Source organism: Polaromonas sp. (assembly GCF_012927455.1).
GTDB lineage: Bacteria > Pseudomonadota > Gammaproteobacteria > Burkholderiales > Burkholderiaceae_C > Polaromonas.
In genome coordinates this window covers 299,009-325,573 of sequence record NZ_JABBPE010000016.1, presented here as the reverse complement: position 1 = coordinate 325,573, position 26,565 = coordinate 299,009, and the positions used below count along the sequence as shown (strand labels likewise).

30 protein-coding genes are annotated in these 26,565 nt (G+C 62.7%); 22 read left to right on the top strand and 8 right to left on the bottom strand.

Annotated elements, in window-relative coordinates; all coding sequences use genetic code 11:
* The first annotated feature begins 550 nt into the window (after positions 1-550).
* From HHJ18_RS16620 to HHJ18_RS16565, 12 genes are all read left to right on the top strand, one after another.
* A complete protein-coding gene (locus tag HHJ18_RS16620) occupies positions 551-841 on the top strand; it encodes a DUF2249 domain-containing protein (protein WP_296916953.1) in 291 nt (96 codons plus the stop codon).
* Positions 842-963: 122 nt separating this feature from the next.
* Positions 964-1,368 (top strand): metal-sulfur cluster assembly factor, encoded by a 405-nt coding sequence (locus tag HHJ18_RS16615; RefSeq protein WP_366558852.1) that lies wholly within the window; start codon positions 964-966, stop codon positions 1,366-1,368.
* Positions 1,365-2,525 (top strand): hypothetical protein, encoded by a 1,161-nt coding sequence (locus HHJ18_RS16610; RefSeq protein ID WP_296916952.1) that lies wholly within the window; start codon positions 1,365-1,367, stop codon positions 2,523-2,525. The genes HHJ18_RS16615 and HHJ18_RS16610 overlap by 4 nt, the downstream gene beginning before the upstream one ends.
* Before the next feature lie 11 nt (positions 2,526-2,536).
* On the top strand, positions 2,537-3,733 hold the full coding sequence (locus tag HHJ18_RS16605) for an NnrS family protein (RefSeq protein WP_296916951.1): 1,197 nt from the start codon (positions 2,537-2,539) through the stop codon (positions 3,731-3,733).
* Between the two features lie 33 nt (positions 3,734-3,766).
* Entirely contained in the window at positions 3,767-4,156 is a 390-nt protein-coding gene (locus tag HHJ18_RS16600; protein WP_296916950.1) for a SirB2 family protein, read from the top strand.
* Between the two features lie 123 nt (positions 4,157-4,279).
* Positions 4,280-5,326: a peptidase U32 family protein gene (locus HHJ18_RS16595; protein WP_296916949.1), complete on the top strand. Its 1,047-nt coding sequence runs from the start codon at positions 4,280-4,282 to the stop codon at positions 5,324-5,326.
* 48 nt (positions 5,327-5,374) lie between these two features.
* The gene (locus HHJ18_RS16590; RefSeq protein WP_296916948.1) at positions 5,375-6,292 is read left to right on the top strand and encodes a U32 family peptidase; all 918 of its coding nucleotides are present in this window, start codon (positions 5,375-5,377) and stop codon (positions 6,290-6,292) included.
* A gap of 13 nt (positions 6,293-6,305) precedes the next feature.
* A complete protein-coding gene (locus tag HHJ18_RS16585) occupies positions 6,306-6,923 on the top strand; it encodes a hemolysin III family protein (RefSeq protein ID WP_296916947.1) in 618 nt (205 codons plus the stop codon).
* A gap of 14 nt (positions 6,924-6,937) precedes the next feature.
* Positions 6,938-7,450 carry an SCP2 sterol-binding domain-containing protein gene (locus HHJ18_RS16580; protein WP_296916946.1) on the top strand — a complete coding sequence of 171 codons (513 nt, stop codon included), beginning with the start codon at positions 6,938-6,940 and terminating at the stop codon, positions 7,448-7,450.
* A 6-nt stretch (positions 7,451-7,456) separates the two neighbouring features.
* Entirely contained in the window at positions 7,457-8,077 is a 621-nt protein-coding gene (locus HHJ18_RS16575; protein ID WP_296916945.1) for a UbiX family flavin prenyltransferase, read from the top strand.
* Between the two features lie 17 nt (positions 8,078-8,094).
* Positions 8,095-9,579 carry a 4-hydroxy-3-polyprenylbenzoate decarboxylase gene (ubiD, locus tag HHJ18_RS16570; RefSeq protein WP_296916944.1) on the top strand — a complete coding sequence of 495 codons (1,485 nt, stop codon included), beginning with the start codon at positions 8,095-8,097 and terminating at the stop codon, positions 9,577-9,579.
* A gap of 148 nt (positions 9,580-9,727) precedes the next feature.
* Positions 9,728-10,099, top strand: coding sequence for a hypothetical protein (locus tag HHJ18_RS16565; protein WP_296916943.1), 372 nt, complete (start codon positions 9,728-9,730; stop codon positions 10,097-10,099).
* A gap of 79 nt (positions 10,100-10,178) precedes the next feature.
* Here HHJ18_RS16565 and HHJ18_RS16560 read toward each other — a convergent pair whose 3' ends face one another.
* The 6 genes from HHJ18_RS16560 to urtA form a co-directional block, all read right to left on the bottom strand.
* Entirely contained in the window at positions 10,179-11,009 is an 831-nt protein-coding gene (locus tag HHJ18_RS16560; RefSeq protein WP_296916942.1) for an urease accessory protein UreD, read from the bottom strand.
* Between the two features lie 90 nt (positions 11,010-11,099).
* Positions 11,100-11,804: an urea ABC transporter ATP-binding subunit UrtE gene (gene urtE / locus HHJ18_RS16555; protein WP_296916941.1), complete on the bottom strand. Its 705-nt coding sequence runs from the start codon at positions 11,802-11,804 to the stop codon at positions 11,100-11,102.
* Between the two features lie 81 nt (positions 11,805-11,885).
* Positions 11,886-12,767 (bottom strand): urea ABC transporter ATP-binding protein UrtD, encoded by an 882-nt coding sequence (urtD, locus tag HHJ18_RS16550; protein ID WP_296916940.1) that lies wholly within the window; start codon positions 12,765-12,767, stop codon positions 11,886-11,888.
* 82 nt (positions 12,768-12,849) lie between these two features.
* A complete protein-coding gene (gene urtC, locus HHJ18_RS16545; RefSeq protein ID WP_296916939.1) occupies positions 12,850-13,980 on the bottom strand; it encodes an urea ABC transporter permease subunit UrtC in 1,131 nt (376 codons plus the stop codon).
* A gap of 2 nt (positions 13,981-13,982) precedes the next feature.
* Positions 13,983-15,557, bottom strand: coding sequence for an urea ABC transporter permease subunit UrtB (gene urtB, locus HHJ18_RS16540; RefSeq protein ID WP_296916938.1), 1,575 nt, complete (start codon positions 15,555-15,557; stop codon positions 13,983-13,985).
* 182 nt (positions 15,558-15,739) lie between these two features.
* Positions 15,740-17,023, bottom strand: coding sequence for an urea ABC transporter substrate-binding protein (gene urtA, locus HHJ18_RS16535; protein WP_296916937.1), 1,284 nt, complete (start codon positions 17,021-17,023; stop codon positions 15,740-15,742).
* Between the two features lie 261 nt (positions 17,024-17,284).
* On the opposite strand from urtA, the gene HHJ18_RS16530 reads away from it, so the two are divergent.
* The 9 genes from HHJ18_RS16530 to HHJ18_RS16490 all read left to right on the top strand — a co-directional run bounded on the left by HHJ18_RS16530 (position 17,285) and on the right by HHJ18_RS16490 (position 24,306).
* Positions 17,285-17,587, top strand: a complete 303-nt coding sequence (locus HHJ18_RS16530; protein ID WP_296917367.1) for an urease subunit gamma — start codon at positions 17,285-17,287, stop codon at positions 17,585-17,587.
* Between the two features lie 96 nt (positions 17,588-17,683).
* Positions 17,684-17,989 (top strand): urease subunit beta, encoded by a 306-nt coding sequence (locus tag HHJ18_RS16525; RefSeq protein ID WP_296916936.1) that lies wholly within the window; start codon positions 17,684-17,686, stop codon positions 17,987-17,989.
* Positions 17,989-19,755 (top strand): urease subunit alpha, encoded by a 1,767-nt coding sequence (gene ureC / locus HHJ18_RS16520; protein ID WP_296916935.1) that lies wholly within the window; start codon positions 17,989-17,991, stop codon positions 19,753-19,755. The genes HHJ18_RS16525 and ureC overlap by 1 nt, the downstream gene beginning before the upstream one ends.
* Positions 19,755-20,276: an urease accessory protein UreE gene (gene ureE / locus HHJ18_RS16515; RefSeq protein ID WP_296916934.1), complete on the top strand. Its 522-nt coding sequence runs from the start codon at positions 19,755-19,757 to the stop codon at positions 20,274-20,276. The genes ureC and ureE overlap by 1 nt, the downstream gene beginning before the upstream one ends.
* A gap of 98 nt (positions 20,277-20,374) precedes the next feature.
* On the top strand, positions 20,375-21,034 hold the full coding sequence (locus HHJ18_RS16510; protein ID WP_296917366.1) for an urease accessory UreF family protein: 660 nt from the start codon (positions 20,375-20,377) through the stop codon (positions 21,032-21,034).
* A gap of 166 nt (positions 21,035-21,200) precedes the next feature.
* The gene (gene ureG, locus HHJ18_RS16505) at positions 21,201-21,854 is read left to right on the top strand and encodes an urease accessory protein UreG (RefSeq protein ID WP_296916933.1); all 654 of its coding nucleotides are present in this window, start codon (positions 21,201-21,203) and stop codon (positions 21,852-21,854) included.
* A 162-nt stretch (positions 21,855-22,016) separates the two neighbouring features.
* Positions 22,017-22,325 (top strand): hypothetical protein, encoded by a 309-nt coding sequence (locus HHJ18_RS16500; RefSeq protein ID WP_296916932.1) that lies wholly within the window; start codon positions 22,017-22,019, stop codon positions 22,323-22,325.
* 219 nt (positions 22,326-22,544) lie between these two features.
* On the top strand, positions 22,545-22,889 hold the full coding sequence (locus HHJ18_RS16495; protein WP_296916931.1) for a hypothetical protein: 345 nt from the start codon (positions 22,545-22,547) through the stop codon (positions 22,887-22,889).
* A 115-nt stretch (positions 22,890-23,004) separates the two neighbouring features.
* Positions 23,005-24,306, top strand: a complete 1,302-nt coding sequence (locus HHJ18_RS16490) for an acyl-CoA dehydrogenase family protein (RefSeq protein ID WP_296916930.1) — start codon at positions 23,005-23,007, stop codon at positions 24,304-24,306.
* Between the two features lie 139 nt (positions 24,307-24,445).
* Here the strand turns inward: HHJ18_RS16490 and HHJ18_RS16485 are convergent, their stop codons facing one another.
* Together HHJ18_RS16485 and HHJ18_RS16480 are read right to left on the bottom strand one after the other, a co-directional pair.
* Positions 24,446-24,949 (bottom strand): hypothetical protein, encoded by a 504-nt coding sequence (locus HHJ18_RS16485; RefSeq protein WP_296916929.1) that lies wholly within the window; start codon positions 24,947-24,949, stop codon positions 24,446-24,448.
* A 172-nt stretch (positions 24,950-25,121) separates the two neighbouring features.
* Positions 25,122-25,742, bottom strand: coding sequence for a flavin reductase family protein (locus HHJ18_RS16480; RefSeq protein ID WP_366558851.1), 621 nt, complete (start codon positions 25,740-25,742; stop codon positions 25,122-25,124).
* Positions 25,743-25,856: 114 nt separating this feature from the next.
* On the opposite strand from HHJ18_RS16480, the gene HHJ18_RS16475 reads away from it, so the two are divergent.
* Complete coding sequence (locus HHJ18_RS16475) at positions 25,857-26,516, top strand: class I SAM-dependent methyltransferase (RefSeq protein ID WP_296916928.1); 660 nt, start codon at positions 25,857-25,859, stop codon at positions 26,514-26,516.
* The last annotated feature ends 49 nt before the right edge of the window (positions 26,517-26,565 follow it).

Genomic DNA, 26,565 nt, shown 5'->3' with positions numbered 1-26,565 from the left:
TTCATCATGGCCGGGAATTCCGGACGCTTCAATACCGTGCAACTACGTAGCGAAGAACCCTTGCCCCGCACTGTCAAAATCGATTCACGACCGGTCGAAGCCGGGCAGGTTGAGCGCGCCGGTTCGACCTGCCGGCTACGTGGAATCCGTGCGCACCGGCCGTTGTAAAAGCTTGAGCACGAGGGCGCGCATCCACTGGTGCGCAGGGTCCTTGTCGGTGCTGCAAAGCCAGATCAAGCGCCGAATCTTTACCGGTTGACTGCGAGTGTGCCGGTTTCTCTGGCTTTGGCTGTAAATTTGCTGCTATTAAATAAATAGCTGTTAGCGCCCGTAGCTATTGGGCTAGAGCCCATTTCGTACCTAAAAGTCGAAATTTCGACAGATCCGGGCGCGCCGACCGGGCCGGGCGCCTGCGGCTGCAGCTCTTTTGATCTGGATCAATGGCTGGCAAGGGGGCGATGGTTAAGATTGATGCAGAAAAAATGCCTCTTTTGGCGCGCCCCCTCGCTTCGCTATCGCATCTTCATCGCTTCCATAAAACGGACTATTCATGACCACCAGCACAGCTTCCCGCTCCACCGTTGACGTTCGCCAGCTTGCCGCAGGCGAGCGTCAGCCGCTGATCTTCTCGACCTTCAAGCAACTCGCCACCGGCCAGTCCATGGAGTTGGTCAACGACCAAGACCAGAAGCCGCTGCACGAGCAGTTCCAGGCCGAGCTGCCCGGCAAGTTCGTCTGGGAATATCTAGAGCAAGGTCCCGCCACCTGGCGCGTCGCCATTACAAAGCTGCCGTCGGGCTGCGGCACCGGACAGTGCTGCGGCGGCTGCGGAGGCGCCTGAGCCCCTTTTTTTCCGACCCTCTCGAGAAATGAACGAGCGGCGCGAGCCGGGCGAATTTCTCAGCGGCTTGGATGGCCCTGTTGCGGACCGGCCATCGCTTACCAAGGTACCCTTCATCAGCCGTGCGGTGCCCGTTTCGAGTAAACCGCGCGCCGTCTGAAGCACAAGCCCAACCCACAGGAGTTGCTGCGATGGACCTCACGCCGCCCTTTCCCTACGCCGGACCCGAAACGCTGCGCCAGCCCATCGTGGATGCGCTGCGCCGGGTGGTCGACCCGGAAGTCGCGATGAGCATCGTCGACGTCGGGCTGATCTACGACGTCAGCGTCACCGCCGCCAAGGTGCATGTACTGCTGACGATGACCTCGGCCGCCTGCCCGGTCACCGACCTCATCGTGGAAGAGGTCGAAACCGAGCTGGACCGCGCCCTGCCTCCGGAACTGCTGATTCAGGTGGAACTGGTGTGGCAGCCGCCCTGGAGCCCCGATCGAATGAGCGAGCGCTCCAGGCGCTTCATGGGCTGGTGAAACTGGCCCGCCCCGCCATAACCCAAGCCCGCGGACGCCGCAGCGCTGCGCCTTCGTGGCTGGCCGTGGCGGCGCGACCACTGCTGCTGGCGCTGGTTGCGCTGGCGCTGCTTGCCGGCATCAGCGGGGGCCTGGCGCGCCTGGGCGTGGCCTTGCCCGCTGCGGCGGACGCCGCCTGGTTGGGACGCGCCGCCCTGGCCCATGCGGCGCTGATGATCTGCGGCTTCCTCGGCACCGTCATCGGCATCGAACGCGCGGTGGCGGTCAAGTTGCGCGCGGCCTTTGTTGCGCCCTTTGTCACGGGTTTGGGTGCTGCTTGCCTGCTGTTCGGATACAGCGCAGCGGGCGCTTGGTTAGGCGTGCTGGCCGCCGCCGCCTTTTGCGCCGTCAACCTCGTGGTGCTGCAGCGACAGCGCGCGGCCCACACGGCGCTGCTGCTGGTTGGCGCGCTGGCCTGGCTGATCGGCAACCTGCTGTTCGCCGCCGGCCAGGACAGCACGGCAGTGTTGCCGTGGTGGTTCGCCTTTCTGCTGCTGACCATCGCTGCCGAGCGGCTGGAAATGACACGGCTGATGCGCCGGCGTCCCGGCGCGCAGGGCTCGCTTTACGCCATTTTGTCGGCGCTGCTGCTGGGCGCCGGCCTGTCAGCGCTTTCGCCGGTGTCGGGCGGTGTGATGTTCGGCACGGCGCTGGCCTTGCTGGCGTTGTGGCTAATCGGGTTCGACATCGCCCGCCGCACCGTCTTCACGCACGGCCTCAGCCGCTACATGGCGCTGTGCCTGCTTGGCGGCTACGGCTGGCTGGCGCTGGCCGGCGTGGCTTGGGCCGCCACGGCACTCGGCTGGCCCGCGCGCGATGCCGCATTGCACGCGCTCGGGCTGGGTTTCATCGTCAGCATGATGATGGGCCACGCGCCGGTAATCCTGCCGGCCGTCGCGCGCGTCAAGCTGCAGTTCGGCCTGTTCTTTTATGTGCCGCTCGCGGCCTTGCATCTGTCGCTCATCGTGCGCCTCGGTTTCGGCTTGTCGGGCGGGCCGCTGCGCGCTGTGGGCGCCACCTTCAACGCCGCGGCCATTGCGTTGTTTGCCGCCACCGTCGTGGGCGCTGCCGTAGCATGGCGAATTCAGCACGGCGCCGCCAGCGCCACACAGACTTAAGGAAACTCCCAATGGCACAGACCCTCCAAGGCGAAGAGCCGCCGCTTCCGCCGGCCAACGCGCAGCGCTTCACGCTTTGGCAGATCGGTTTTCGCCCCTTCTACCTGCTGGCGAGCTCGTTCGCCGCCTTGTCGATAGCCGTGTGGGCGCTGCAGTTCGCCGGCTGGCTGGGCAGGCCCTACCTGCAGGGGCCGCTGTGGCATGCGCATGAAATGCTGTTCGGCTTCACGCTGGCGGTGCTGGTGGGCTTTCTGCTCACGGCCGGACGCAACTGGTCGGGACGGCTGACGCCGTCTGGCTGGCCGCTGGCCGCCATGGCGGCGCTCTGGGTTGCGGGGCGGGTGCTGGTGCTCACGCCCTTCGGCTGGGCCGCCGCGCTCACCAATGCCTCATTTCCGCTGGCGGCCGCCATCGCGCTAGCAATTCCCTTCATAGCTGCGCGCAACCGGCGCAACTACTTTTTCGTTGCGCTGCTGCTGCTGATGTCGGCGGCGGTGTTGACGGTGCACTTGGCGCAGCTCGGTGTGCTGCAGCTGCCGGGCTGGATCGGCATCCAGCTGGCGCTCGATCTCATGCTCTTCATCATGGCCGTGATGGGCGGCCGTGTCATCCCGATGTTCACCAACGCCGGCGTGCCGGGCGCCAACGCGACGCGGCGCCCGGCGCTGGAAAAGTTGGCGCTGGTGTCGGTGCTGGCGCTGCTGCTGGCCGATGCGCTGCAGCTGCACGGCGCAGCGCTGGCGTTACTGGCCAGCATTTGCGCGGCCGCGCACCTGGCGCGCTGGGCGCTGTGGCAGCCGTGGAAGACAGTGCGCGCGCCGCTGGTCTGGGTGCTGCACGCCGCTTACGGCTGGATTCCGCTGCATCTGGCGCTGCGCGCGCTGGCAGAGATGGGATGGGTGACATCGTCGGTGGCGACGCATGCGTTGACGGTGGGCGCGATCGGCGGGCTCATCATCGGCATGATGACGCGCACCGCGCTGGGCCACACCGGCAGGCCGCTGCGCGCTGGTCGCAGCGAAGTCAGCTGTTACGCGCTGGTGCTGGGCGCGGCGCTGGTGCGCGTTTTCGTGCCGCTGTTTGCACCGGCCCTGACAATGCATGCGGTGCTGCTGTCGGCCGCATTGTGGTCGTCCGGCTTCGCGCTGTACACGCTGCGCTATTGGCCGGTGCTGACGCAGCCGCGTATCGACGGGCGACCCGGCTGAACACAATTTTTACTAAGGTTTACCAAGGTTTCAATGGACTATTTCACGCTCAAAACAATCCACCAGGGCGCCGTCGTGTTGTCGCTGGCGGGCTTCGTTGTACGTGGCACGGCGTCGCTGCGTGGCGCTGCATGGGTACGCGGTCGCATCGCCAAGACGCTGCCCCACCTCGTCGACACGGTGCTGCTGGTATCGGCATTGCTGCTGGCCTGGCAGTTGCGGCTCACGCCAGGCAACGCGCCCTGGCTGACGGCGAAAATCGTCGGCTTGCTGATCTACATCGGCCTGGGCGTGCTGGCGCTTCGCCCCGGCCGGCCGCTGGCCGTGCGCGCCGCCGCCTGGCTTGCCGCGCTGGCGGTCTTCGGCTGGATCGTCTCGGTGGCGCTCACCAAGAATCCGCTTGGCCTGCTGGCACTGGGCTAGTCGCTTCGCGTCACCGGCTGGCCCGATCATTGATGCAGATCAATAGCCACCTGGGCAAAGCGGCGTATGGTTATGTACTGCGTGATGGCTCCGCTCTGGAGCTGGCGCCAGAACCCTATCTGCATGCAACCCTCCACCCCACTCGCCCCTGCCGCTGCTGACCCCGCAACCCTGGAGCTGGTGTGCCCCGCCGGCAGCCTGCCGGCCCTGAAGGCCGCCGTGGACAACGGCGCCAGCTGCGTCTACCTGGGTTTGCGTGACGCCACCAACGCGCGCAATTTCGCCGGTCTCAATTTCGACGAAGCCGCCATCGCCAGCGGCATTCGCTACGCCCACGATGGCGGTTGCAAAGTGTTCATGGCGCTCAATACCTACCCGCAGGCGTCGAACCCGGCGCCCTGGCGCTCGGCGCTGGACAAGGCCGTTGATCTGAGCGTCGATGCCGTGATTCTGGCCGACCCCGGCCTGATGCAGTACGCCGTCCTGCACCATCCCAAGCTACGCCTGCACCTGTCGGTGCAAGGTTCTGCCACCAATTTCGACGCCATCAATTTCTACCACGAGCAGTTCGGCATCGTGCGCGCGGTGCTGCCGCGCGTGTTGTCCATGCTGCAGGTGCAGCAGGTGATTGAAAAAACCCCGGTGGAGATCGAGGTGTTCGGTTTTGGCAGCCTGTGCGTGATGGTCGAGGGGCGCTGCGCGCTGTCGTCCTACGTCACGGGCGAGTCGCCCAACACGCATGGCGTGTGCTCGCCGGCCAAGTCCGTGCGTTGGCAGGAAACTCCCAAGGGGCTGGAGTCGCGCTTGAACGGTGTGTTGATTGACCGCTACGCCGAGGGTGAAAGCGCCGGCTATCCGACGCTGTGCAAGGGCCGCTTCGACGTGGCCGGCGAAGAAAGCTACTACGCCATCGAGGAACCGACCAGCCTGAACACGCTGGCGTTGCTGCCGCAACTGATGAAAATCGGCGTGCGCGCCATCAAGATAGAGGGCCGCCAGCGCAGCCCGGCCTATGTGGCGCAGGTGACGCGCGTCTGGCGCGAAGCCATCGTCAACTGTGTCGCCCATCCGCATCGCTATGCACCCAAGCCAGCCTGGATGTCCAGCCTGGACAAGGTGGCCGAAGGCCAGCAGCACACGCTGGGCGCCTACCACCGACCCTGGAAATAGCGCCTTGAACCGACCATGCACTGGCCGCGCAGGCCGGAAATCCGCACCATGAAAATCTCCCTGGGACCGCTGCTGTACTACTGGCCGCGAGATGCCATCTTCAGTTTTTACGACGCCATCGCCGCTACGCCGGTCGATCTGGTTTACCTGGGCGAGACCGTGTGTTCGCGCCGCCATGAGCTGCGCCTGAGCGACTGGCTGGAACTGGCGGCACGCCTGCAAGGCGCGGGCAAGGAAGTGGTGCTGTCCACGCAGGTGCTGCTGGAGTCGGGCGCCGACCTGGCCATCATGCACAAGATCGCGAGCAACGGCAATTTCTCGGTTGAAGCCAACGACATGGGCGCCGTGCGCTGCCTGGCGGGCAAGGTGCCCTTTGTGGCCGGTCCGCACCTCAATGTTTACAACCTGCCCACGCTGCAATGGATGGCCTCGCTGGGCGCCAGCCGCTGGGTCATGCCGCTGGAGATGAAACGCGCCGACCTGGCAGTGTTGCAGCAGGGCCGCCCGGCCGGTCTGCAGACCGAGGTGTTCGCTTATGGGCGCATGCCGCTGGCTTATTCGGCGCGCTGCTTTACCGCGCGCCATCGCAACCTGCCCAAGGACGACTGCCGTTTCAGCTGCATTGACCATCCCGATGGCCTGATGCTGAATACCCGTGAACACGAAGAATTTTTGGTGCTCAACGGCACGCAAACGCAATCGGCGCGCGTCTACAACCTGGTCGATGCGCTGGACGACATGCGCGCGCTCGGCGTCGACGTGGTTCGCCTGAGCCCGCAGGCGCAACACACGACCGAGGTGATCGAGGTGTTCCATGCCGCGCGTACGCAAACGCTGGCGCCGCAAGAAGCACTGGCGCGGCTGCAACCGCTGATGCCGGACCAGGGCTGCAATGGCTACTGGCACGGCCGCCCCGGGCTGGAGCAAATCGTCCAGGCCGAGCCCGAGTCCGTAGTGCAGGCCTGAGCGGATATAGCAGATGTATTACGGCGAGCGCTTCAACAGCATCAGCCACTTGGTCGGCGCGGGCCTGGCGCTGGCCGGCTCGGCGTTGCTGATCGTGCTGGCGGCGCGCCTGGGAGACCCCTGGAAAATCGTCAGCTTCAGCATCTACGGCGCCATGCTGGTAGCGCTGTATGCGTTCTCCACGCTGTACCACAGCGTGCGCGGTCGCGCCAAAGACGTGCTGCGCAAGTTTGACCACTGCTCCATTTATTTGCTGATAGCCGGAAGCTACACGCCGTTCGCGCTGGTGTCGCTGCGCGGCGCCTGGGGCTGGTCGCTGCTGGGCACGGTGTGGGGTCTGGGCCTGTTTGGCATTCTGCAGGAGATCTGGTTTGCCAAGGGCGCGCGTGTGCTTTCGCTGGTGATCTATGTGCTGATGGGCTGGCTCGCGCTGGTGGCGGTGGAACCGCTCTGGCAAGCCCTTACCCCGGCCGGTTTTGCCTGGCTGGTGGCCGGCGGCATCTTCTACACCGTGGGCATTATTTTTTACGCCACCGACCACAAGGTGCGCCACGGCCATGGCCTGTGGCACCTGTTTGTGCTGGCTGGCAGCATCTGCCATTTCTTTACCGTGCTGCTCTACGTGGCCTGATTGTCTGGAACGCCATGAACTCGAATTCTTCCTCCTCCTCGTCCTTCGTAGTGCCCGCCCCCGCAGCGCAGTTGCTGGCGCGTCTGCCTGCCTATCCGGGCTCGCTGCTGCTGGTCAGCGCGCTCAACCTCGGCCTGGCGCGGCATTTACCGGGCGATGTGCGCCAGTTCCTGCTGAACAAGAAGCTGCGCATCCATGTGCGTGATGCGCGCCTGACCTTTGATTTCGCCTGGACCGGTCAGCGCTTTGCCGCCTGCCCGCGCCAGCAGGCTTGCGACCTGACCCTGAGCGCCAGCGCCCATGATTTCCTGCGCCTGGCGCAGCGCCAGGAAGATCCCGACACGCTGTTCTTCAGCCGCCGCCTGTCCATTGAGGGTGACACCGAACTCGGTCTGGTGGTCAAGAACGCGCTCGACGCACTGGAATTGCCGGTGTTCGACCTGCAGCAGTGGCTGCCGCACCAGGTGCTGGCACGCTTTGCCTCGCGCTGGTCGGGCGGCGCGCGCGCGCCTGAAGACAGGGCATGACAGCGCATGGGTGAGGGCGGCAATAACGGCGTGCAGCCACGGCGCATCGTCGTCGCCATCTCGGGCGCCAGCGGCGCGGTTTACGGTGTGCGGCTGCTGCAGGTGCTGCGCAGCGTGGCGGGCATTGAAACGCATCTGGTGGTGTCCGACGCGGGCTGGCGCAACCTGCAACAGGAGCAGGGCATGGATGGCCTGGAGCGCGCTGCCGTCGAGGCGCTGGCCGACCAGCGGCACGACGTGCACAACGTCGGTGCCAGCATTGCCAGTGGTTCCTTCCGCTGCAACGCCATGGTGGTGGCGCCTTGCTCCATGCGCACGCTGGCGGCGGTGGCGCACGGCCTGGCCGACAACCTCATCACGCGTGCAGCCGACGTCATGCTCAAGGAGCGCCGCCGTCTGGTGCTGATGGTGCGCGAGTCCCCGCTGCACCTGGTGCACTTGCGCAACATGGTCAGCGTGACAGAAATGGGCGGCATCATCTGCCCACCGCTACCGGCTTTTTACCTGCGCCCACAGACCCTTGCCGACATCGTTGACCAGAGCGTGGCGCGCGTGCTCGATTTGCTCGACGTGCCGCACAACCTGGCACCGCGCTGGGACGGCCTGGCGCCGGCCAGCGCTGGCTAGGCCCTGCGGTTATCACGATGTCTTACCGCGATCTGCGCGATTTCATGGCCCAGCTGGAGCTAAGCGGCGACCTGCGCCGCGTCACAGCGCCGGTGTCGCCTTATCTGGAAATGACCGCGCTGTGCGACCGCGTGCTGCGCGCCGGTGGCCCGGCGCTGTTGTTCGAGCAGCCCACCGGCCACCACATGCCGGTACTGGCCAATCTGTTCGGCACACCCGAGCGCGTGGCGCGCGCCATGGGCGTGGCCGAGCTGCGCGGCCTGCGCCCGTTTGGCGAGGTGCTGGCGTCGCTCAAAGAACCGGCGCCGCCCAAAGGTTTCAAGGACATGCTGGAGATGGGTGGCTTGCTCAAGACGCTGTGGCACATGGCCCCCAAGGAGCTGCGTTCGGCGCCCTGCCAGGAGGTAGTGTGGGAAGGCAAGGATGTCGATCTGGCGCGCCTGCCGGTGCAGCACTGTTGGCCCGGCGACGTGGCGCCGCTGATTACCTGGGGCCTGGTCGTCACGCAGGGGCCACACAAACCGAGGCAGAACCTGGGCATCTACCGCCAGCAGGTATTAAGCCGCAATCAGCTCATCATGCGCTGGCTGGCGCACCGCGGAGGTGCGCTCGATTTTCGTGACCATGGCCAGATGTATCCGGGCCAGCCCTATCCGGTGGCGGTAGCGCTGGGGGCTGACCCGGCCACCATTTTGGGCGCCGTCACACCGGTGCCCGACAGCCTGTCCGAGTACCAGTTTGCCGGCCTGTTGCGCGGCGGCCGCACCGAGGTGGTAAAGGCCCTTGGCCTGCCGCTGCGCGTGCCGGCCAGCGCCGAGATCGTTCTCGAAGGCCATATCTACCCCGACGCCAACCACCCCAGCGGCTACCAGCACGCGCTCGAAGGGCCGTATGGTGACCACACCGGCTACTACAACGAGCAAGCCATGTTTCCGGTCTTCACGGTGGACCGCATCAGCATGCGGCGCGACCCGATTTATCACTCGACCTACACCGGCAAGCCGCCCGACGAGCCGGCCGTGCTCGGCATGGCGCTCAACGAGCTGTTCATCCCGCTGCTGCAGCGGCAGTTTCCCGAGATCACCGATTTTTATCTGCCGCCCGAAGGCTGCAGTTACCGCATGGCCGTGGTGCAGATCAAGAAGTCCTATCCCGGGCACGCGCGCCGCATCATGATGGGGGTGTGGAGCCACCTGCGCCAGTTCATGTACACCAAGTTCATCGTCGTGGTCGACGACGACGTCGACGTGCGCGACTGGCACGAAGTTATCTGGGCGCTGACCACGCGCATGGACCCGGCGCGCGACACCATGCTGATTGAAAACACGCCGATTGACTACCTTGACTTTGCCTCGCCGGTTAGTGGACTGGGCAGCAAGATGGGGCTGGACGCGACCAACAAATGGCCTGGCGAAACGCAGCGCGAGTGGGGCCGCCCCATCGTCATGGACGGCGCCGTGCAGGCGCGCGTCGACACCATTTTTCAGGCACTGGGGCTGTAATTTGCGCACATGCAGCCACCCGGCAAAACCGCTATACACACTTTGCTACCAAGGCGATCCTGCCTATTCACTTCACTGACGGACAATCCAAAGCGGAATTCCCCGCTGTGGCGGCTCGGACTACTAACCTTTTCAGGAGAAATTTTTTATGAAAACATACCTCAACGTCGTATTAGCCGGTGTGCTGGCGCTGGGCGCATTGAGCGCATCCGCGCAAGAAGCCAAGCTCCAGAGCGTGGCGGACCTGCACAAAAACAAGACCTCGCTGTCGGGCAAGGAAGTGCGCGTGCAGGGCAAGGTCGTCAAGGTCAATGAAGGCATCATGAAGCGCAACTTCCTGCATCTGCAAGACGGTACCGGCGACAAGACCAGCAACGACCTGACCGTGACCAGCCAGCAAAGCGCAAAAGTCGGCGACCAGGTAGTTATCGTCGGCAAGGTGGCGCTCGACAAGGATTTCGGCTCCGGCTACAACTACCCCTTGCTGCTGGAAGCGACCAGCGTTACCGTCAAGAAGTAATTTCGAGTCTGCTGCAAAAGGGCTGCAGTAGCGCTGCAACCCTTTTACGCAATCCGTCGCTTGCTACTTTTTTAGTAGCTTATGTGGCCCATACACGGGGCACCACGGCGACTTTGTTCCATAGCGTCTGGCGCCAGACGGCCCAGACTTTTTTTAGCAGATCCCTGGCCGGTTCAACTTGCGGTGCCAGCGCGCGCAGCACCACCACCTGCGGGTTGGGGCTGGTGGCGCCGGCCTGGGCATTGAGCGCGTGACTGCCCAGCATCTGCCGGGCACCGTCCAGCGCCAGTTCGCGTCGCGCGCGGTCAATGGCGCTGCCTGCGGCAAAGAAAATAGACGCCATGCAATGCTGGCCAGCCAGCGCCAGAGGACTGTTGAGCCACCGTGAGTCGCGCGCGTCCACTATGCCGCGCTCCAGCCAGATGCCAGGCAGCTCAATGTGCTGACAAAACTGTCCGCGCGTAAACGCTTGGCCCGAGTGCGGCAGGCCCAGCGCGGTGATGTCCCAGCCTATCAGTTCGGCTTCGGGGGCCAGGTCAAAGCTTAGCCGGTTGGTGGCTCTGCAGCCGCTGTACAAAATGGTTTCCAGCGGCAGCCATTCCATGCGGGCGCCGCCCTCCAGGCGCAAGTGGGTTTGCTGCAGCGCCTGCTCGCCAGAAGAGCGGTAAAAGCGCGTTGCGCCCGGGGTGGTCACCAGCCCGTGCGCGCCGCAGCCCACCGTGACGCGAATGTCCAGCGTGTCACCGCCAACCAGCCCGCCGGGCGGATGCACCAGCACGTTGTGGCAGACCGCATCGCCCTCGGGGTAAAGGCTTTGCAGTATTCGCAAGGGGCCGGTGTGGGCAAAGCGCAGCACGCTGCGCCCGGCTTCCAGGCCGTAGTCCAGTGACAGGGCGGCGTTCCAGCTCATGTCAGGGTCTTTTCAACGACACGCCAACGCCATGCGTTGTAGTGCCCCGCAGGACATTTAAAAAGCAACTGCAGAAAATTGCAGACCAACTCAAAGGGCTACCAGCTGGCGCACGCCTTTGGCCTGCATGTCCTGGCCCGCGCCACTGGCGATGACCGCGCCGCGCTCCATGACGAGGTAGCTATCGGCCAGTTCCTGCGCAAAATCGTAATACTGCTCGACCAGCAAAACAGCCACCGGCCGGCCGTCCAGGCCTTGATCGGCCAGCCTGCGGATAACACGGCCTATGTCCTTGATGATGCTGGGCTGTATGCCTTCGGTCGGTTCGTCCAGGATCAGCAGCCGCGGCCTGGCTGCCAGCGCACGGGCAATCGCCAGCTGCTGCTGCTGGCCGCCCGACAGGTCGCCGCCGCGCCGCTTTAGCATGTTTTGCAGCACCGGAAACAGTTCGTACAGGTTGGCTGGTATCGGCGTACCGGCGCTCTTGTAGGCCAGCCCCATCGCCAGGTTTTCCTCGACCGTCAGACGCGCAAAAATTTCGCGGCCTTGCGGCACAAAACCAATGCCCGCGCGCGCGCGCTGGAAAGGCGTGGCGTCCTGAATCGGCTTGCCGTCAAATTCGATGCTGCCGCTCTTGATGGGAACCAACCCCATCAACGACTTGAGCAGCGTGGTCTTGCCGACGCCGTTGCGGCCCAGCAGCACCGTCACTTTTCCTGCAGGCACCTGCAGGCTCACGTTGCGCAGGATATGCGAGCCGCCGTAATACTGGTTAATGTTTTTTACCGCCAACATGGTGTCGCTCCTCAAAATTAGCCGCTGTTGCCTAAACCCAGCATAGTCACTTTGACAAGCCCAGTGTGAACGCAAGTCAGGTCAGCGGCCAAGATACACCTCGATCACCCGTTCATCTGCCTGCACCTGGTCCAGCGTGCCCTGCGCCAGCACAGAGCCGTCACACAGCACCGTGACGATCTCGGAGATCGCCCGGATGAAACTCATGTCGTGCTCGACCACCATCAATGAATGCTTACCCTTGAGCGTAAGAAACAACTCGGCCGTGCGCGCCGTTTCCTCATCGGTCATGCCGGCAACGGGTTCGTCGAGCAGCAGCAGCTTGGGGTCTTGCATTAGCAGCATGCCGATTTCCAGCCACTGCTTTTGCCCGTGGCTTAGCTTGCCCGCCAGCCGCGAGACGTTGTCGGCCAGCTGGATGGTCACGATGATCTCGGCAAGCCGGTCACTCTGCGCCGAGTCCAGCCTGAAGAACATTGACGACTTCACGCCCTTGTCAGTCTTGAGGGCCAGCTCCAGGTTTTCAAACACCGTCAGCTGTTCGAACACCGTGGGTTTCTGAAACTTTCGGCCAATTCCCAGCTGCGCAATTTGCGGCTCGGTGTAGCGCAGCAGGTCAATCGTGCTGCCAAAAAATACGCTGCCGCTGTCGGGCCGGGTTTTGCCGCTGATGATGTCCATCAGCGTGGTCTTGCCCGCGCCGTTGGGGCCTATGATGCAGCGCAACTCGCCGGGCGCAATATCCAGGGAAAGTTTGTTGATGGCTTTGAAACCATCGAAGCTCACATTGACATCTTCCAAGTACAGGATGCGGCCATGCGTTACGTCCACTTCATCCGGCGTGATGACGCGACCTGTGCTGGCGTTGCGGCCACCGGACGCGGTGTTGAAGTGACCGGCCTGCAACGCTGCCTGGCGTTTTTCCAGGCGTTGCGCTCCCTGCTCCAGAAGGTCGGGTGTCATAACATGGCCCCCACGCTCGTCACTGCGTGTACTTCGCTGCCCCCCGCGGGGGCCTTCGCGCCTTGGGGCGGCCCGGCGTCGCTCATTCGGCATTTCCTTTCCTAAGATTCTTCGCCAGCCCCACCACGCCCTGGGGCAGGAAAAGCGTCATGGCAATGAACAACAGGCCCAGAAAATACAGCCAGTACTCCGGGTAAGCCACGGTCAACCAGCTCTTGGCACCGTTGACGATGAAGGCGCCGGCGATCGGGCCGACCAGGCTGGCGCGTCCGCCCACGGCCACCCAGATGGCCATTTCAATCGAGTTGGCCGGGCTCATTTCTCCGGGGTTGATGATGCCGACCTGCGGCACATACAGCGCGCCGGCCACGCCGCACATGACGGCCGAAATGACCCAGATGGCGAGCTTGTAGCCAACGGGGTTGTAGCCCGAGAACATTACGCGCGTTTCAGCGTCGCGGATGGCCTGCAACACGCGGCCAAACTTGCTGCTCACCAGCCATTTTGCAAACAGAAAAAAGCCCAATAGCGTGAGGCCGGTGATTACAAAGAGCAGCATGCGCATCGAAGGAGTGGCGATTGGAATGCTCAGAATGCGCTTGAAATCGGTAAATCCGTTGTTGCCGCCAAAACCGGTTTCATTGCGAAAAAACAGCAGCATCGCGGCAAAGGTCATGGCCTGCGTGATGATGGAAAAATACACGCCCTTGATGCGCGAGCGAAAGGCGAAGTAACCAAATACAAAGGCCACGAGAGCCGGCACCCCCACAATCAAGACCAGTGTTGCGAAAAAACTGTCGCTGAAAGTCCAGTGCCAAGGCAGCGTTTTCCAGTCCAGAAACACCATGAAATCGGGCAGCGCGCTCTTGTAGTTGCCATCGCTGCCGATCTGGCGCATCAAATACATACCCATGGCATAGCCGCCGAGCGCGAAAAACACGCCATGACCCAGAGAAAGAATGCCGGTGTAGCCCCAGATCAGGTCCATCGCCAGCGCAACCATGGCGTAGCACATGATCTTGCCGAGCAGCGCCACCGCATAAGTGCTCAGGTGGAACGCGCCACCCTCGGGCACCCACAGGTTCAGCAGCGGCGCCACGGCGCAGACCACGATCAGCGCGATGACAAAGGCGCTCCAGCCGGTGCGCGTGAGTAAGGGGGCTTTTGCCGGCAGCATGGCGCCGGAGAAGTGGGGGGTGATCGGTGCTTTCATGGTCAGGCTTCCGCTGCGCGGCCCTTCATCGCAAAGATGCCCTGCGGACGTTTCTGAATAAAGATGATGATGAGCACCAGCACCGCAATCTTGGCCAGCACCGCGCCGGTCCAGCCTTCCAGGAATTTGTTCAAAAGCCCCAAGCCCATGGCCGCATACACCGTGCCGGCCAGCTGGCCGACGCCGCCCAGCACCACCACCATGAAGGCATCGATGATGTAGCCCTGGCCCAGGTCTGGACCGACGTTACCGACCTGGCTCAAGGCGCAGCCGGCCAGCCCGGCAATGCCCGAGCCCAGGGCAAACGCATAGGTGTCGACACGCGCCGTGTTCACGCCCATGCACGCGGCCATTGGCCGGTTTTGCGTGACACCGCGCACAAACAGGCCCAGCCGCGTCTGGCTGATCAGCCAGGCCATGGCCAGCAGCACGGCGAGGGCAAAGCCGATGATGACGAGCCGGTTGTAGGGCAGCGACAAATTGCCCAGCACCTGCACGCCGCCACTCATCCACACCGGGTTTTCGACGCCGACGTTTTGCGCGCCAAAAATGCTGCGCATCAACTGCTGCAGCATCAGGCTGATGCCCCAGGTGGCCAGCAGGGTTTCCAGCGGACGGCCATAGAGGAAGCGAATCACGCCGCGTTCCAGCGCAGCGCCCATCAGCGCCGCCGCCATGAAGGCCACCGGCACGGCGGCTGGCAGATACCAGTCAAACGCGTCCGGCAGGTATTTCTGAAACAGGCCCTGCACCACATAGGTCGCATACGCGCCAATCATCATCAACTCGCCGTGCGCCATGTTGATGACACCCATCAGGCCGTAGGTAATGGCCAGGCCCAGCGCTACCAGAAGCAAGATGCTGCCCAGGCTGATGCCGCTGAACACCGCGCCCAGTTTGTCGCCCCAGGCCAGCGCCGCCTCTACCTTGCGCAGCGCGGCCTGCAGTGCCACCTTCACGTCAGCGTCTTCTTCACTCGCCAGACGCTGCAGCAGCACGGTCTTGGTGCCCGGCTTGCTGCTGTCCGCCAGCAGCGCTGTGGCTTGCAGGCGCTTGGCCTTGTCGCTGCTGCCCAGAAAAATTGCGGCGCGCACCAGCTCAAGCTGGCTTTTGAGCGCAGCCGCAGTCTCTGTCGCGTAGGCTTTTTCAATCAGCGGAAGGCGCGACTCATCACTGTCGCCGGCCAGCGTTTGAATGGCGTCACGCCGCACTGACTCGTCTTTGGAAAACAGCTTGAGCGCAGCCAGCGCGCTGTCCAGCTCGCTGCGCATTAGGTTGTTGTTGATCACGTCTTCGGCGTCGGCAGGCAGAGGCTGCGCCGCACCGGTGACCGGGTCAAACGCCTGGCCGTCCTTGATCAGGAACACCTTGTCGCCGGCAGTTTTCACGGCATCGTCGGCCAGCGCCTGGATGAAGGCTGCGGTTTTGTCGTCTGGATTGACAGCGGCCCTGGCCAGTGCTTCCACGCGCCCTTCGGTTTCCCCCCGCGTCATGCCTTTTACCTCCTCCGGGCTTAAGGCATGGGCGCTAATAGCTATTAAAAATGTAGCAAATAAAAGTAGAGAGCGAATTGTCATGAGAAGAACCTGTAGGCCGCACCATTCTTAAAAGCCTTTGCACCGGGATAGCGCAAGAAGCGGGCCAAAAAGCTTCGCTGCCGGAGCCCCTTGGCGATGCGCAGCAAAAAGCCGCAGCGACTTCTTGCGAAGCAGCTGCGGCTCGCAGCGCCTGACCATAATCGGGCTGGGGAATGGCGCCTTTACTTGGTGGCGATACTCATGCCTTTGGCTGGCTCATCGGGCTTTTTGTCGTTGCCTTCGATGAACGGGCTCCAGGGCTTGGCCTTGACCGGTCCCGGCGTCTTCCAGACCACATTGAACTGGCCGTCGGCCTTGATTTCACCGATGAACACCGACTTGTGCAGGTGGTGGTTTTTCTCATCCATCTTCGACACGATGCCCGACGGCGCAGGGAAGGTCTGGCCGGCCATGGCGGCAATCACTTTGTCCGTGTCGGTGGACTTGGCTTTTTCGACCGCCTGCTTCCACATATTGATGCCGATGTAAGTCGCTTCCATCGGGTCGTTGGTTAATGGCTTGTCAGCGCCGGGAAGTTTTTTGGCCTTGGCGTAGGTCGACCATTTATTAATGAACTCGGTGTTGGCCGGGCTCTTGATCGACTGGAAGTAGTTCCACGCCGCCAGGTGGCCCACCAGCGGTTTGGTGTCTACACCGCGCAACTCTTCTTCGCCCACCGAGAAGGCGACGACCGGCACATCCTTGGCCTTCAGGCCGGCGTTGCCCAGCTCCTTGTAAAAAGGCACGTTGGAGTCGCCGTTGATGGTGGACACCACTGCTGTTTTGCCGCTGGCAGAAAACTTCTTCACGTCAGCCACGATGGTCTGGTAGTCGGCGTGGCCAAACGGCGTGTATTTCTCGTCGATGTCCTTGTCAGCCACGCCCTTGCTCTTCAGGTAAGCGCGCAGGATCTTGTTGGTGGTGCGCGGGTAGACATAGTCGGTGCCCAGCAGCACCCAGCGCTTGGCGCCGCCGCCGGCCTTGCTCATCAGGTAGTCCACCGCCGGGATGGCCTGCTGATTTGGCGCGGCCCCGGTGTAGAACACGTTCTTGCTGAGTTCTTCACCTTCGTACTGCACCGGGTAGAACAGCAGGCCGTTCATTTCCTCGACCACCGGCAACACCGACTTGCGCGACACCGAGGTCCAGCAGCCGAAGATAACAGCGACTTTGTCCTGGCCCAGCAGCTGTTTGGTTTTTTCGGCAAACAGCGGCCAGTTGGAAGCCGGGTCCACAATCACTGGCTCGAGCTTTTTACCAAGCACGCCTCCCTTGGCGTTGATCTCTTCGATCGCCATCAGCACGGTGTCTTTCAACACCGTTTCAGAGATTGCCATGGTGCCCGACAGGCTGTGCAAGATGCCCACCTTGATGGTGTCGGCAGCGTGAACCCCGGTGACACCCGCCAAACCAAAACCCAGCACGATGGACGCGGTGAGTGTTTTCAAAGAGCCTCGACGATTCATGATTTCTCTCCAAGATGAATTAGATGAATTTGGAAAAACGATCCAAGCCGGATCTGCTCGTTGTTCCGCAAGGGTTGTGCCAGCCTTGTTCGGCAGGGCCTGCATCAAAAAGAGGTTTTACTGCGCCAAAGCGGCGCGCAACCCGCACAAACGCACCACAATGAGGCAAACTTGCAGACGCCATTCTGGGTTTTGCGCAAGTCGCAACGGCACGCAAGTTGCTCCACCTATCCATCACACACGACGACAACAACAACGGCCATGGAACTCACCCCGCGCGAAAAAGACAAGCTGCTTATCTTCACCGCCGGTTTGCTGGCCGAACGTCGCCTGGCGCGCGGCCTGAAGCTTAACTACCCGGAGGCAATTGCCTTGATCAGCGCTGCCGTGATGGAAGGCGCGCGCGACGGCAAAACGGTGGCACAACTGATGAGCGAAGGCCGCACCGTTTTGCGTCGTGACCAAGTGATGGATGGCATCGCCGAGATGCTTCCAGATATTCAAGTCGAAGCCACCTTCCCCGATGGCACCAAGCTGGTCACCGTGCACCAACCGATTGTTTGACACCGCCATGAATACTCAAATTGCTATCGAAACAATAGCTGTCGGCGCATTTTATAAGGGTGCTAGTGCTAGATTTGCTTTCTCTTGGAGGTCAGCATGACACCCGGCGAAATCATCATCGACGGCCCCGATCATGTGCTCAACCCGGGGCGCCGCACGCTCACGCTGGTGGTGCAAAACACCGCTGATCGGCCCATACAAGTGGGCTCGCACTACCACTTTGCCGAGACCAATGGCGCGCTCGGGTTCGACCGCGCTGCGGCGCAAGGCATGCGGCTGAACATTGCGTCGGGCTTGGCGGTGCGCTTCGAGCCCGGACAGGAACGCACCGTTGAACTGGTGGACTACGCGGGCGACCGGGTGGTATTTGGTTTTCGCGGACTGACCCAAGGAATACTCTGATGGCAACCATGGGACGGCGCGCTTACGCCGAAATATTTGGCCCCACCATGGGCGACCGGGTACGCCTGGCCGACACCGATCTGCTGATTGAGGTCGAACATGACTTCACCCTGCGCGCCGGCGGCCATGGCGAGGAAGTCAAGTTTGGCGGTGGCAAGACCATTCGTGACGGCATGGCGCAGTCGCAGCGCACGCGCGACGGTGCAGGCGCCGGCCCTGAGGGCGGTGGCGCCGTGGACTGCGTCATGACCAACGCCTTGATTCTTGACCATTGGGGCATCGTCAAAGCCGACATCGGCCTGAAAGGCGGGCGCATCGTGGCGATCGGCAAGGCTGGCAACCCGGACGTACAACCCGGCGTGGACATCATCATTGGCCCCGGCACCGAGGTCATCAGTTGCGAAGGCAACATTGTCACGGCCGGCGGCATTGATTGCCACATTCACTTCATCTGCCCACAGCAAATCGAAGAGGCGCTGGCTTCCGGCATCACCACCATGCTGGGCGGCGGCACGGGCCCGGCCACCGGAACTTTTGCCACCACCTGCACGCCCGGGCCGTGGAACATAGAGCGCATGCTGCAGGCGGCCGATGCCTTTCCGATGAACCTGGGCTTTCTGGGTAAGGGCAACGCGTCTCTTCCAGCCGCGTTGCACGAGCAGGTCAACGCGGGTGTCATCGGCTTGAAATTGCACGAAGACTGGGGCACCACACCGGCGGCCATCAGCAACTGCCTGGACGTGGCCGAAGAGGCCGATGTCCAGGTGGCGATTCATTCGGACACGCTTAACGAAAGCGGCTTTGTCGAGAACACCATCGCCGCCACCAAGGGGCGCGGCCTGTGCGCTTTTCACACCGAAGGCGCGGGCGGCGGCCATGCCCCCGACATCCTGCGCGTGGTCGGCGAGGCCAACTTCCTGCCCAGCTCGACCAACCCGACCATGCCCTACACGGTCAACACGCTGGACGAGCATGTCGACATGCTGATGGTGTGCCACCACCTGAACCCGGCGATTGCCGAAGACCTGGCCTTTGCCGAAAGCCGCATCCGCAAAGAAACCATTGCCGCCGAAGACGTGCTGCACGACCTGGGCGCCATCAGCATGATGTCCAGCGACAGCCAGGCCATGGGGCGTGTCGGTGAAGTGATTCTGCGCACCTGGCAGACGGCGCACAAGATGAAGGGGCAGCGCGGCAAACTGCAAGGAACACAAGCCGACGGAGCCGTCGGGGACAGCGAGCGCAACGACAACTTCCGCGCCAAACGCTACGTCGCCAAATACACCATCAACCCGGCCATCGCCCACGGCATCAGCCACGAGGTCGGCAGCATCGAAGTCGGTAAATGGGCCGATCTGGTGGTGTGGAAGCCGGCGTTCTTTGGCGTCAAACCCGCGCTGATTTTGAAAGGCGGCTTCATCGCCATGGCCGCCATGGGCGACCCCAACGCCTCCATCCCGACGCCGCAACCGGTGCATTACCGCCCAATGTTTGGCGCCTATGGCGGCGCTTTGGCGCGAGGCTCATTGACCTTTGTCTCGCAGGCCGGACTTGACGCAGGAATCAAGGAACGCTTTGGGTTGGCCAAGACGCTCAGCGCGGTTAAAAACATACGTGGCGTGCGCAAGCAGCACATGGTGCACAACCACGCGCTGCCCAAGATGGAGATTGATGCGCAGACTTACAGCGTGCGCGCCGATGGTCAGTTGCTGACCTGCGAGGCAGCGCTGAGTCTGCCCATGTCACAACGTTATTTTCTGTTTTGATGCTGCAAATTTCCAGACTTATCCAGCAAGGCGCCGGCTTAGCACCGGTGCTGCTCAAGCGCGCCGCCACGCTTGAACTCGATTGGGACCTGCGTCAGAAAAGCCGTTTCAACGCCACCGATTCACAGGGACGCGCTGTGGGCATATTTTTGCCGCGCGGCACCCTGGTGCGCGGCGGTGATGTGCTGGTGGCTGAAGACGGCTCGCTTGTTCGCGTGATTGCCGCCGGACAACCGGTGCTGCGCATCACGCCTTGCCTGACGCACGGCACACCGTTTGACCTGACACGCGCGGCCTACCACCTGGGCAACCGGCATGTGCCGATAGAACTCAAACCGGATCATCTGAAGATAGAGCCCGACCATGTGCTGGCCGACATGCTGCGCGCCATGCATCTGACGGTGCGTGAGGCGACCGAGGCATTCGAGCCCGAGGGTGGGGCCTATTCCTCAGCTGGCCACAGCCATGCACAGGGCGAGCATGGGCATGATCACAGCCACGGGAAGGGCCACGCCCCTTGATACGCCGCTCCGGTCCTGCCAAGCACACGCCCATCACCGGCATCCGGCGGCGCCGGCGTCGGGAAGAGCCCGCGCCAGCCTTGCACGGCAGCAGCCTGATGCAGCTCATGTGGCTGGCCTCGCCGGCCCTGCCCATCGGCGGGTTTTCTTACTCGGAATGCCTTGAAGCTGCCGTGGACAGTGCGCGGGTAGCTACAGAATCAGGAGCAAGCGCTTGGCTGCTGGACCAACTGCACCTGAGCCTGGCGCGCGCCGACCTGGCCGTGGTGGCGCAGGCCGTGCCCGCCTGGCAGTGCGCTGACCATGGCCGTATTGCCGAACTCAACGCTTGGGCTTTGCACACCCGCGAGAGCAGCGAGCTGCGCCAGCAAACCGAACAAATGGGCCGCTCGCTGCTGGAGTGGCTGCGCAACCACACCACCGCCCACGCGGCGCAAATCGATACCCTGGCGGCGCTGCAGCCCAGCTACCCGGTGGCCTTTGCCTTGGCCGCATCCACCACCCAGGCGCCACTGCGCCACTGCCTGATGACCTATACCTTTGGCTGGGCCGAAAACATGGTGCAAGCCGCCATTAAATCTGTTCCCCTGGGGCAAAGCGCGGGGCAGCGCATCCTCTCGGCGCTGACCTCCGACATCCCTGGTGCCGTGGAATACGCCCTCTCTTTGACTGACAGCGAGCGCCAGGCGTTTTCCCCCATGCTGGCCATTTTGTCGGCCCAGCATGAAGTTCAATACTCAAGGTTGTTCAGATCATGATCGCAGTGCAGAACCGCTTCAAACTAGATCGCGCCCCCTCGGGGGACAGTGCCGCCGCCCTGGCGGCAAACGTGGACGCGCTCTTCGCAGTGCAGAACCGCTTCAAACTAGATCGCGCCCCCTCGGGGGACAGTGCAGCCGCCCTGGCGGCAAACGTGGGGGCACTATGACCCTGCACCACATCGCCAACCGCAGCAAGAAACTCCCACCGCTGCGTGTCGGCATAGGTGGACCTGTCGGCTCGGGCAAGACCACGCTGCTCGAGATGCTTTGCAAGGCCATGCGCGAACGCTACGACCTGGTGGTCATCACCAACGACATCTACACCAAGGAGGACCAGCGCCTGCTCACCGTCAGCGGCGCGCTGGACGCCGAGCGCATCATGGGAGTGGAAACCGGCGGCTGTCCACATACCGCGATTCGCGAAGACGCTTCCATCAACCTCGAAGCCATAGACCGCATGCTGGCGGAATTTCCCGACGCCGACATTGTCTTCATCGAGTCCGGCGGCGACAACCTGGCCGCCACCTTCAGCCCGGAACTGAGCGACCTGACGATTTACGTGATCGACGTGGCGGGCGGCGAAAAGATTCCGCGCAAGGGCGGCCCCGGCATCACCAAGAGCGATCTGTTCGTCATTAACAAGATCGACTTGGCGCCTTACGTAGGCGCTGATCTGGATGTGATGCGCGCCGACACCGTGCGCATGCGCAGCACTGCGCGCGGCCTCAAACCCTTTGTCATGACCAACCTTAAAACCCAGGCGGGTGTGGCCGAGGTGATCGCTTTTATCGAGAGCCGGGGCATGCTGCAAGGCTGAGCCCGCCAGCCTGGGCTCAGGAAGACCAGTCAAATCTCCGCTGCGAAACGCAATTTCACGCACGTTACGTCAAGTCTTCAGCGGGGGCGCGTGCGCGTGGGCTTTCGTTTGCGACAATGACTGTCGTTCGAGCAACCCGCTGCAAGCGCAAAGGAGAACGCGATGGCCACCCTCAAAGACACGGCAAAGAACGATCAACCGGAGTGGAAAACGCTGGATTATCACGACAAGCAGATACATGTCTGCACGGCAGTGCGCGCCCATCAGGCTGAAGAACTTGACGGCCACGGTCAACAATGGGATTTCAAAGTCAGAATTACTGATAGCGGAGCGGGACCGACGGCGACACCGCTGTCCAGCGCCGAGTCAGACCCGGCAAGCTTTTATTCAACGCAAGCCGTTACAGAAGATCTCGCTTTCGTCAAAGGCCGGGAGTTAGTTGACGGGGTTGACGGCAAAGCGCCTGGCTAACTTCTTCGCATCAAGCCGGTCTTTGCAACTGGCGAGCGCAGCTTGGTAAGCCTGCTGTCATAACGCATTCTTATACTGATGCGCTTAAGCATCCATCGAATTTCCGGTGGGGAAATCATCCCACTCTGAAGTCGCCAACGGCACCCTGACAGCGGTGCGACGAATGCAAGGCGAAGGCCGTGCCCGCACCTGTTTCACCATTGAGTGACGATAGCCATCATGGTCCTGAATTTTTGGTTTTTGCGATTGTCCACCGCGCTTGTTGGCGCGCTACTGCTAGGCGCCTGCGGTGAGCTGCCGGTTGCGCAGCGCGACGGCGGGCATCCAAACTCGTATAGTCGCGACCAGCGGGAAAAATCCATGAAATCGTCCTGGAACGGCCGGCCGTACCAGGAGCTGGTCAAAACCTTTGGCGCGCCCCGCCTGATCATGAATATTCCGGCGCGGCCTTCAAGATTTACGGTCGTGGTGTATGAGCGGCTAGACACCACCACAGACTGCATCGATGCGTTTGCCGTTGTGCAGGACACCACGCCGGTGGTCAACGACTACTTTTGCCGATAGTCCCTCGGTCATTGCATTTCTAACCAGGCGTGAACTCGCTCCATGTACCGGGAGCACTTCGCTAAACCTGTCACCTGCGCGCTGACAGCGCGCCGCCCCGGCAGGACAATGGCGCATGGACTTTGCACATTCTCCGCGCGCGCAAGCGCTGCGCCTGCAGCTTGAAGCGTTCATGCAGCGCTATCTGCTGCCCTATAACGCCGCCTGGCACCGCTCGGTGCAAGACGGCATGTACCCGCCGCCCTTTGTTGAAGACCTCAAAGCGCTGGCGCGCGAAGAGGGGCTGTGGAATCTGTTCTTGCCCAGCCTGGGCTCAGACCAGCCCGGCACGCGCCTGTGCAACCTCGACTACGCGCCGCTGGCTGAAATCATGGGGCGCCTGCCTTGGGCTGCCGAGGTGTTTAACTGCAGCGCCCCCGACACCGGCAACATCGAACTGCTGCAGCGTTTTGCCACGTCGGCGCAGCGCGCGCGGTGGTTGGTGCCGCTGCTCGATGGCCGCATCCGCTCGGCCTTCGCCATGTCAGAACCCGACGTCGCCTCGTCCGATCCGACCAACCTGCAGACCAGTGTGCGGCGCGAAGGCGCGCAACTGGTGCTGAACGGCCGCAAGTGGTTTATCACCGGCGCGGCGCACCCGCGTTGCACGCTGCTGATCGTGATGTGCCGCAACGCCGATGCGGCCGAAGGCGACGCAGACGGCGCGCACCATCAGCACAGCATGTTGCTGGTGCCGCTGGACAGCCCCGGCGTGCAGGTGCTGCGCAACATTGCCGTGGTGCACCACCTGGCGCCCGAAGGGCATTGCGAAATTTTGCTGCGTGATGTGCGCGTGCCAGCCGACCATTTGCTGGGCGGCTGGGAGGCTTGGGGTGAGGGCTTCGCGATGGCGCAGGCGCGCCTAGGGCCGGGGCGCATCCATCACTGCATGCGCGCCATCGGCCAGTGCGAACTGGCGCTGGCGCTGGCCACCGAACGAACGCTGGAACGCGAAGCCTTCGGCAAGCACCTCTCGGATTTTTCTAACGTGCAGGACTGGATTGCCGAGTCGCGCATAGAGATTGACCAGGCGCGCCTGCTGGTGCTGCATACCGCCTGGTTGCTTGACCAGGGGACCTGCGAGGCCGCGCAGCTGCGCGCGCAGGTAGCGGCCATCAAGGTGGTGGCGGCGCGCCTGCAGACACGCGTGGTAGACCGCGCCATGCAGGTGTTCGGTGCCATGGGCCTGTCGCCAGACACGCCGCTGGCTTATTTTTGCACCTGGGGCCGCGCCCTGCATTTGATGGACGGGCCCGACGAAGTGCACCTGCGCAGCGTTGCGCGCCACGAGCTGGCGCAAGCGCGCAAGCGCCTGGGCGCCAACGCCGCCTACTTCACCACGCCCGAGCAACTGCAGGCCCTGCCGCGCATTCGCTGAAGCGGCCGGTTGCGTGCAGAACGCAGGGGTAAGCGGGAGCAAGCAGTCCTGCGCTTCAGTCAAGCCCTGTCAACTCCAGAACGTTCGGGCATAAAAAAAGACAGGCCAGGCCTGTCTTTTTTAAGAGAGCGAGAAACGCTTACTTGGCGGGAGCCGTGTTCACATCAACCTTGCCTTCGGCTTTGATTGCTTTTGTTTCGGTTTTTGCATTGGCTTTGTCAGCTTTTGCATCGACCTTCACGCCGTCTACTTTGGCGTTGGCGTTGGCAACAGCTTTTTCGGCTTTGGCATCAGCCTTGACTTCAACTTTGGCGGCTTTGGCTTCTGCTTTGACCTTGTCGTCCGCGTCAGCTTTTGCAGCTTTGGCGTTGGCGCTGGCTTTGGCTTTTTCAGCTTTGGTAGAGGCCTTGATCTTCTTTTCGCCGGCGTTCACTTCGGCTTTTTGCACTTTGGCATCGGCTTTGGCATCAACCTTGGCTTCGCTGGTGGCGGCAGCGGCGTTGGCTTTGTCGGCCTTGGCTTCTGCTTTCACAACTGCGGGTGAAGCAGGTGTGATAGCAGGCGCAGCGGGAGCAGCAGGGGCTTGTGCAAATGCAGCACTGACAAACAGACCGGCGATCAGGGAAGCGAGTAACTTGTTCATGTCTATTCCTTTGGATTAGATGAGTTGACTAGAAAGATTTCATTGCAACCTGAGCTTTCAACGGGTGGGCGGCGCGTGGTGTTGACCCGGCTTACATGAAGTTTCACTTGAGCGACACAGCCAGGCCCTGCTGCAAGGTCTGCGACAGCTCCATGCAGCAACTCTCGCCGCGCTACTGCGGGCGACGCATGCGAAACAACTGCTCGGGGCCGATGGAAAAATAATCGGCCGGGCCGCCGCCGCGCAGGATGTGTCCGGCCGCTGCGGTGTCATACACGCCGTCTTTCAGCAGGCTCTGCGCGATGTGCACGGCCACCACTTCACCCAGCACCAGCCAGGTCGGCACCTTGGCGCCATCAGTGCCCTGCAACTGCACGATCTGCGTGCGGCGGCATTCGAACGAGACCGGACTTTCAGCCACGCGCGGCACCGCAATCACGCGCGAGTCCAGCGGCGTCAGGCCGGCCAATTCAAACTCGTTGACTTCGGGCGCCACGGCGGCGCAGCTCTGGTTCATCGCCTCGGCGAGCGGGCGCGTCGCCAGGTTCCAGGCGAACTCGCCGGTCTGCTCAATGTTTCGCAGCGTGTCCTTGTAGCCGATGCTGGCAAAGCCGACGATGGGCGGCGTGTAGTTGAAGGCGTTGAAGAAACTGTAGGGCGCCAGGTTTAGCGCACCGGCTGAACTGCGCGACGAAATCCAGCCAATCGGGCGCGGCCCGACGATGGCATTGAATGGGTCGTGCGGCAGGCGGTGGCCGTGTCGGGGTTCGTAAAAGTGAATGGCGTCTGGCACGGGAAACTCCGGGATGAATTTGCCGCCACGATACCCGAAGTGGCGCGACTAAGATGAAGTTGCCATCGACCTCACCGCCATTCAAATCCACGTCTTGTCTACATTCAGATACTTATGACCTCTTCATCCACCAGCCCTTTTGCAGACGCCGCCGACACCTGGAACCGCCGCTTCGACGACGAGACCTACATTTTTGGCACCGAGCCCAATGCCTGGCTGCGCGCGCAGGCCCTCGCCTGGCAGCCCGGGCAGCGCGTGCTGTGCGTGGCCGACGGCGAGGGCCGCAACAGCGTCTGGCTGGCCCGCCAGGGCTTGCAGGTGGATGCGTTTGACATCGCCAGCGTCGGCGTTTCCAAGGCGCGGCGGCTGGCCGCGCAGCAAGGCGTGTTGGTCAACTTTGCCGTCAGCGACTGCGATGCCTACCCGTGGCCGCTGCACCACTACGACGGCGTGGCGGCCATCTTCGTGCAATTCGCCGATCCGGCGATGCGCGAGCGCTTGTTTGCCAACATCAAGCGCTGCCTCAAGCCCGGCGGCACCCTGGTGCTGCAGGGCTACACACCGCGTCAGCTTGACTACCAAAGCGGCGGCCCGCCGCAGCTGTCGCACCTCTACACCGAGGCGCTGCTGCGCGAGAGCTTTGCCGATTTTGAATTGCTGGTGCTGCAAGACTACGAGGCTGAACTGAGCGAAGGCGAGCGGCACAGTGGCCGCTCGGCGTTGATTGGTCTGGTGGCGCGGCAGCACAGCGACGGCGGCGCTGTAACGCAATAGCGGCTTAAGCGGCGCCGCAGAACGCCCCGTCCTTGTTACGTCTAATGCT

What these genes read in the sequence shown, in the direction of transcription:
- urtD (WP_296916940.1), bottom strand. Translation starts at nt 12,767, where the DNA reads ATGACACCCGACCTTCTGGAGCAGGGAGCGCAACGCCTGGAAAAACGC.
- HHJ18_RS16565 (WP_296916943.1), top strand. Translation starts at nt 9,728, where the DNA reads ATGAAAACATACCTCAACGTCGTATTAGCCGGTGTGCTGGCGCTGGGC.
- HHJ18_RS16595 (WP_296916949.1), top strand. Translation starts at nt 4,280, where the DNA reads ATGCAACCCTCCACCCCACTCGCCCCTGCCGCTGCTGACCCCGCAACC.
- HHJ18_RS16590 (WP_296916948.1), top strand. Translation starts at nt 5,375, where the DNA reads ATGAAAATCTCCCTGGGACCGCTGCTGTACTACTGGCCGCGAGATGCC.
- HHJ18_RS16530 (WP_296917367.1), top strand. Translation starts at nt 17,285, where the DNA reads ATGGAACTCACCCCGCGCGAAAAAGACAAGCTGCTTATCTTCACCGCC.
- urtB (WP_296916938.1), bottom strand. Translation starts at nt 15,557, where the DNA reads ATGACAATTCGCTCTCTACTTTTATTTGCTACATTTTTAATAGCTATT.
- HHJ18_RS16490 (WP_296916930.1), top strand. Translation starts at nt 23,005, where the DNA reads ATGGACTTTGCACATTCTCCGCGCGCGCAAGCGCTGCGCCTGCAGCTT.
- HHJ18_RS16580 (WP_296916946.1), top strand. Translation starts at nt 6,938, where the DNA reads ATGAACTCGAATTCTTCCTCCTCCTCGTCCTTCGTAGTGCCCGCCCCC.
- HHJ18_RS16510 (WP_296917366.1), top strand. Translation starts at nt 20,375, where the DNA reads ATGCAGCTCATGTGGCTGGCCTCGCCGGCCCTGCCCATCGGCGGGTTT.
- HHJ18_RS16485 (WP_296916929.1), bottom strand. Translation starts at nt 24,949, where the DNA reads ATGAACAAGTTACTCGCTTCCCTGATCGCCGGTCTGTTTGTCAGTGCT.
- HHJ18_RS16620 (WP_296916953.1), top strand. Translation starts at nt 551, where the DNA reads ATGACCACCAGCACAGCTTCCCGCTCCACCGTTGACGTTCGCCAGCTT.
- HHJ18_RS16585 (WP_296916947.1), top strand. Translation starts at nt 6,306, where the DNA reads ATGTATTACGGCGAGCGCTTCAACAGCATCAGCCACTTGGTCGGCGCG.
- HHJ18_RS16560 (WP_296916942.1), bottom strand. Translation starts at nt 11,009, where the DNA reads ATGAGCTGGAACGCCGCCCTGTCACTGGACTACGGCCTGGAAGCCGGG.
- ureG (WP_296916933.1), top strand. Translation starts at nt 21,201, where the DNA reads ATGACCCTGCACCACATCGCCAACCGCAGCAAGAAACTCCCACCGCTG.
- HHJ18_RS16600 (WP_296916950.1), top strand. Translation starts at nt 3,767, where the DNA reads ATGGACTATTTCACGCTCAAAACAATCCACCAGGGCGCCGTCGTGTTG.
- ubiD (WP_296916944.1), top strand. Translation starts at nt 8,095, where the DNA reads ATGTCTTACCGCGATCTGCGCGATTTCATGGCCCAGCTGGAGCTAAGC.
- HHJ18_RS16495 (WP_296916931.1), top strand. Translation starts at nt 22,545, where the DNA reads ATGGTCCTGAATTTTTGGTTTTTGCGATTGTCCACCGCGCTTGTTGGC.
- urtA (WP_296916937.1), bottom strand. Translation starts at nt 17,023, where the DNA reads ATGAATCGTCGAGGCTCTTTGAAAACACTCACCGCGTCCATCGTGCTG.
- HHJ18_RS16525 (WP_296916936.1), top strand. Translation starts at nt 17,684, where the DNA reads ATGACACCCGGCGAAATCATCATCGACGGCCCCGATCATGTGCTCAAC.
- HHJ18_RS16605 (WP_296916951.1), top strand. Translation starts at nt 2,537, where the DNA reads ATGGCACAGACCCTCCAAGGCGAAGAGCCGCCGCTTCCGCCGGCCAAC.
- urtC (WP_296916939.1), bottom strand. Translation starts at nt 13,980, where the DNA reads ATGAAAGCACCGATCACCCCCCACTTCTCCGGCGCCATGCTGCCGGCA.
- ureC (WP_296916935.1), top strand. Translation starts at nt 17,989, where the DNA reads ATGGCAACCATGGGACGGCGCGCTTACGCCGAAATATTTGGCCCCACC.
- ureE (WP_296916934.1), top strand. Translation starts at nt 19,755, where the DNA reads ATGCTGCAAATTTCCAGACTTATCCAGCAAGGCGCCGGCTTAGCACCG.
- HHJ18_RS16475 (WP_296916928.1), top strand. Translation starts at nt 25,857, where the DNA reads ATGACCTCTTCATCCACCAGCCCTTTTGCAGACGCCGCCGACACCTGG.
- HHJ18_RS16500 (WP_296916932.1), top strand. Translation starts at nt 22,017, where the DNA reads ATGGCCACCCTCAAAGACACGGCAAAGAACGATCAACCGGAGTGGAAA.
- HHJ18_RS16575 (WP_296916945.1), top strand. Translation starts at nt 7,457, where the DNA reads ATGGGTGAGGGCGGCAATAACGGCGTGCAGCCACGGCGCATCGTCGTC.
- urtE (WP_296916941.1), bottom strand. Translation starts at nt 11,804, where the DNA reads ATGTTGGCGGTAAAAAACATTAACCAGTATTACGGCGGCTCGCATATC.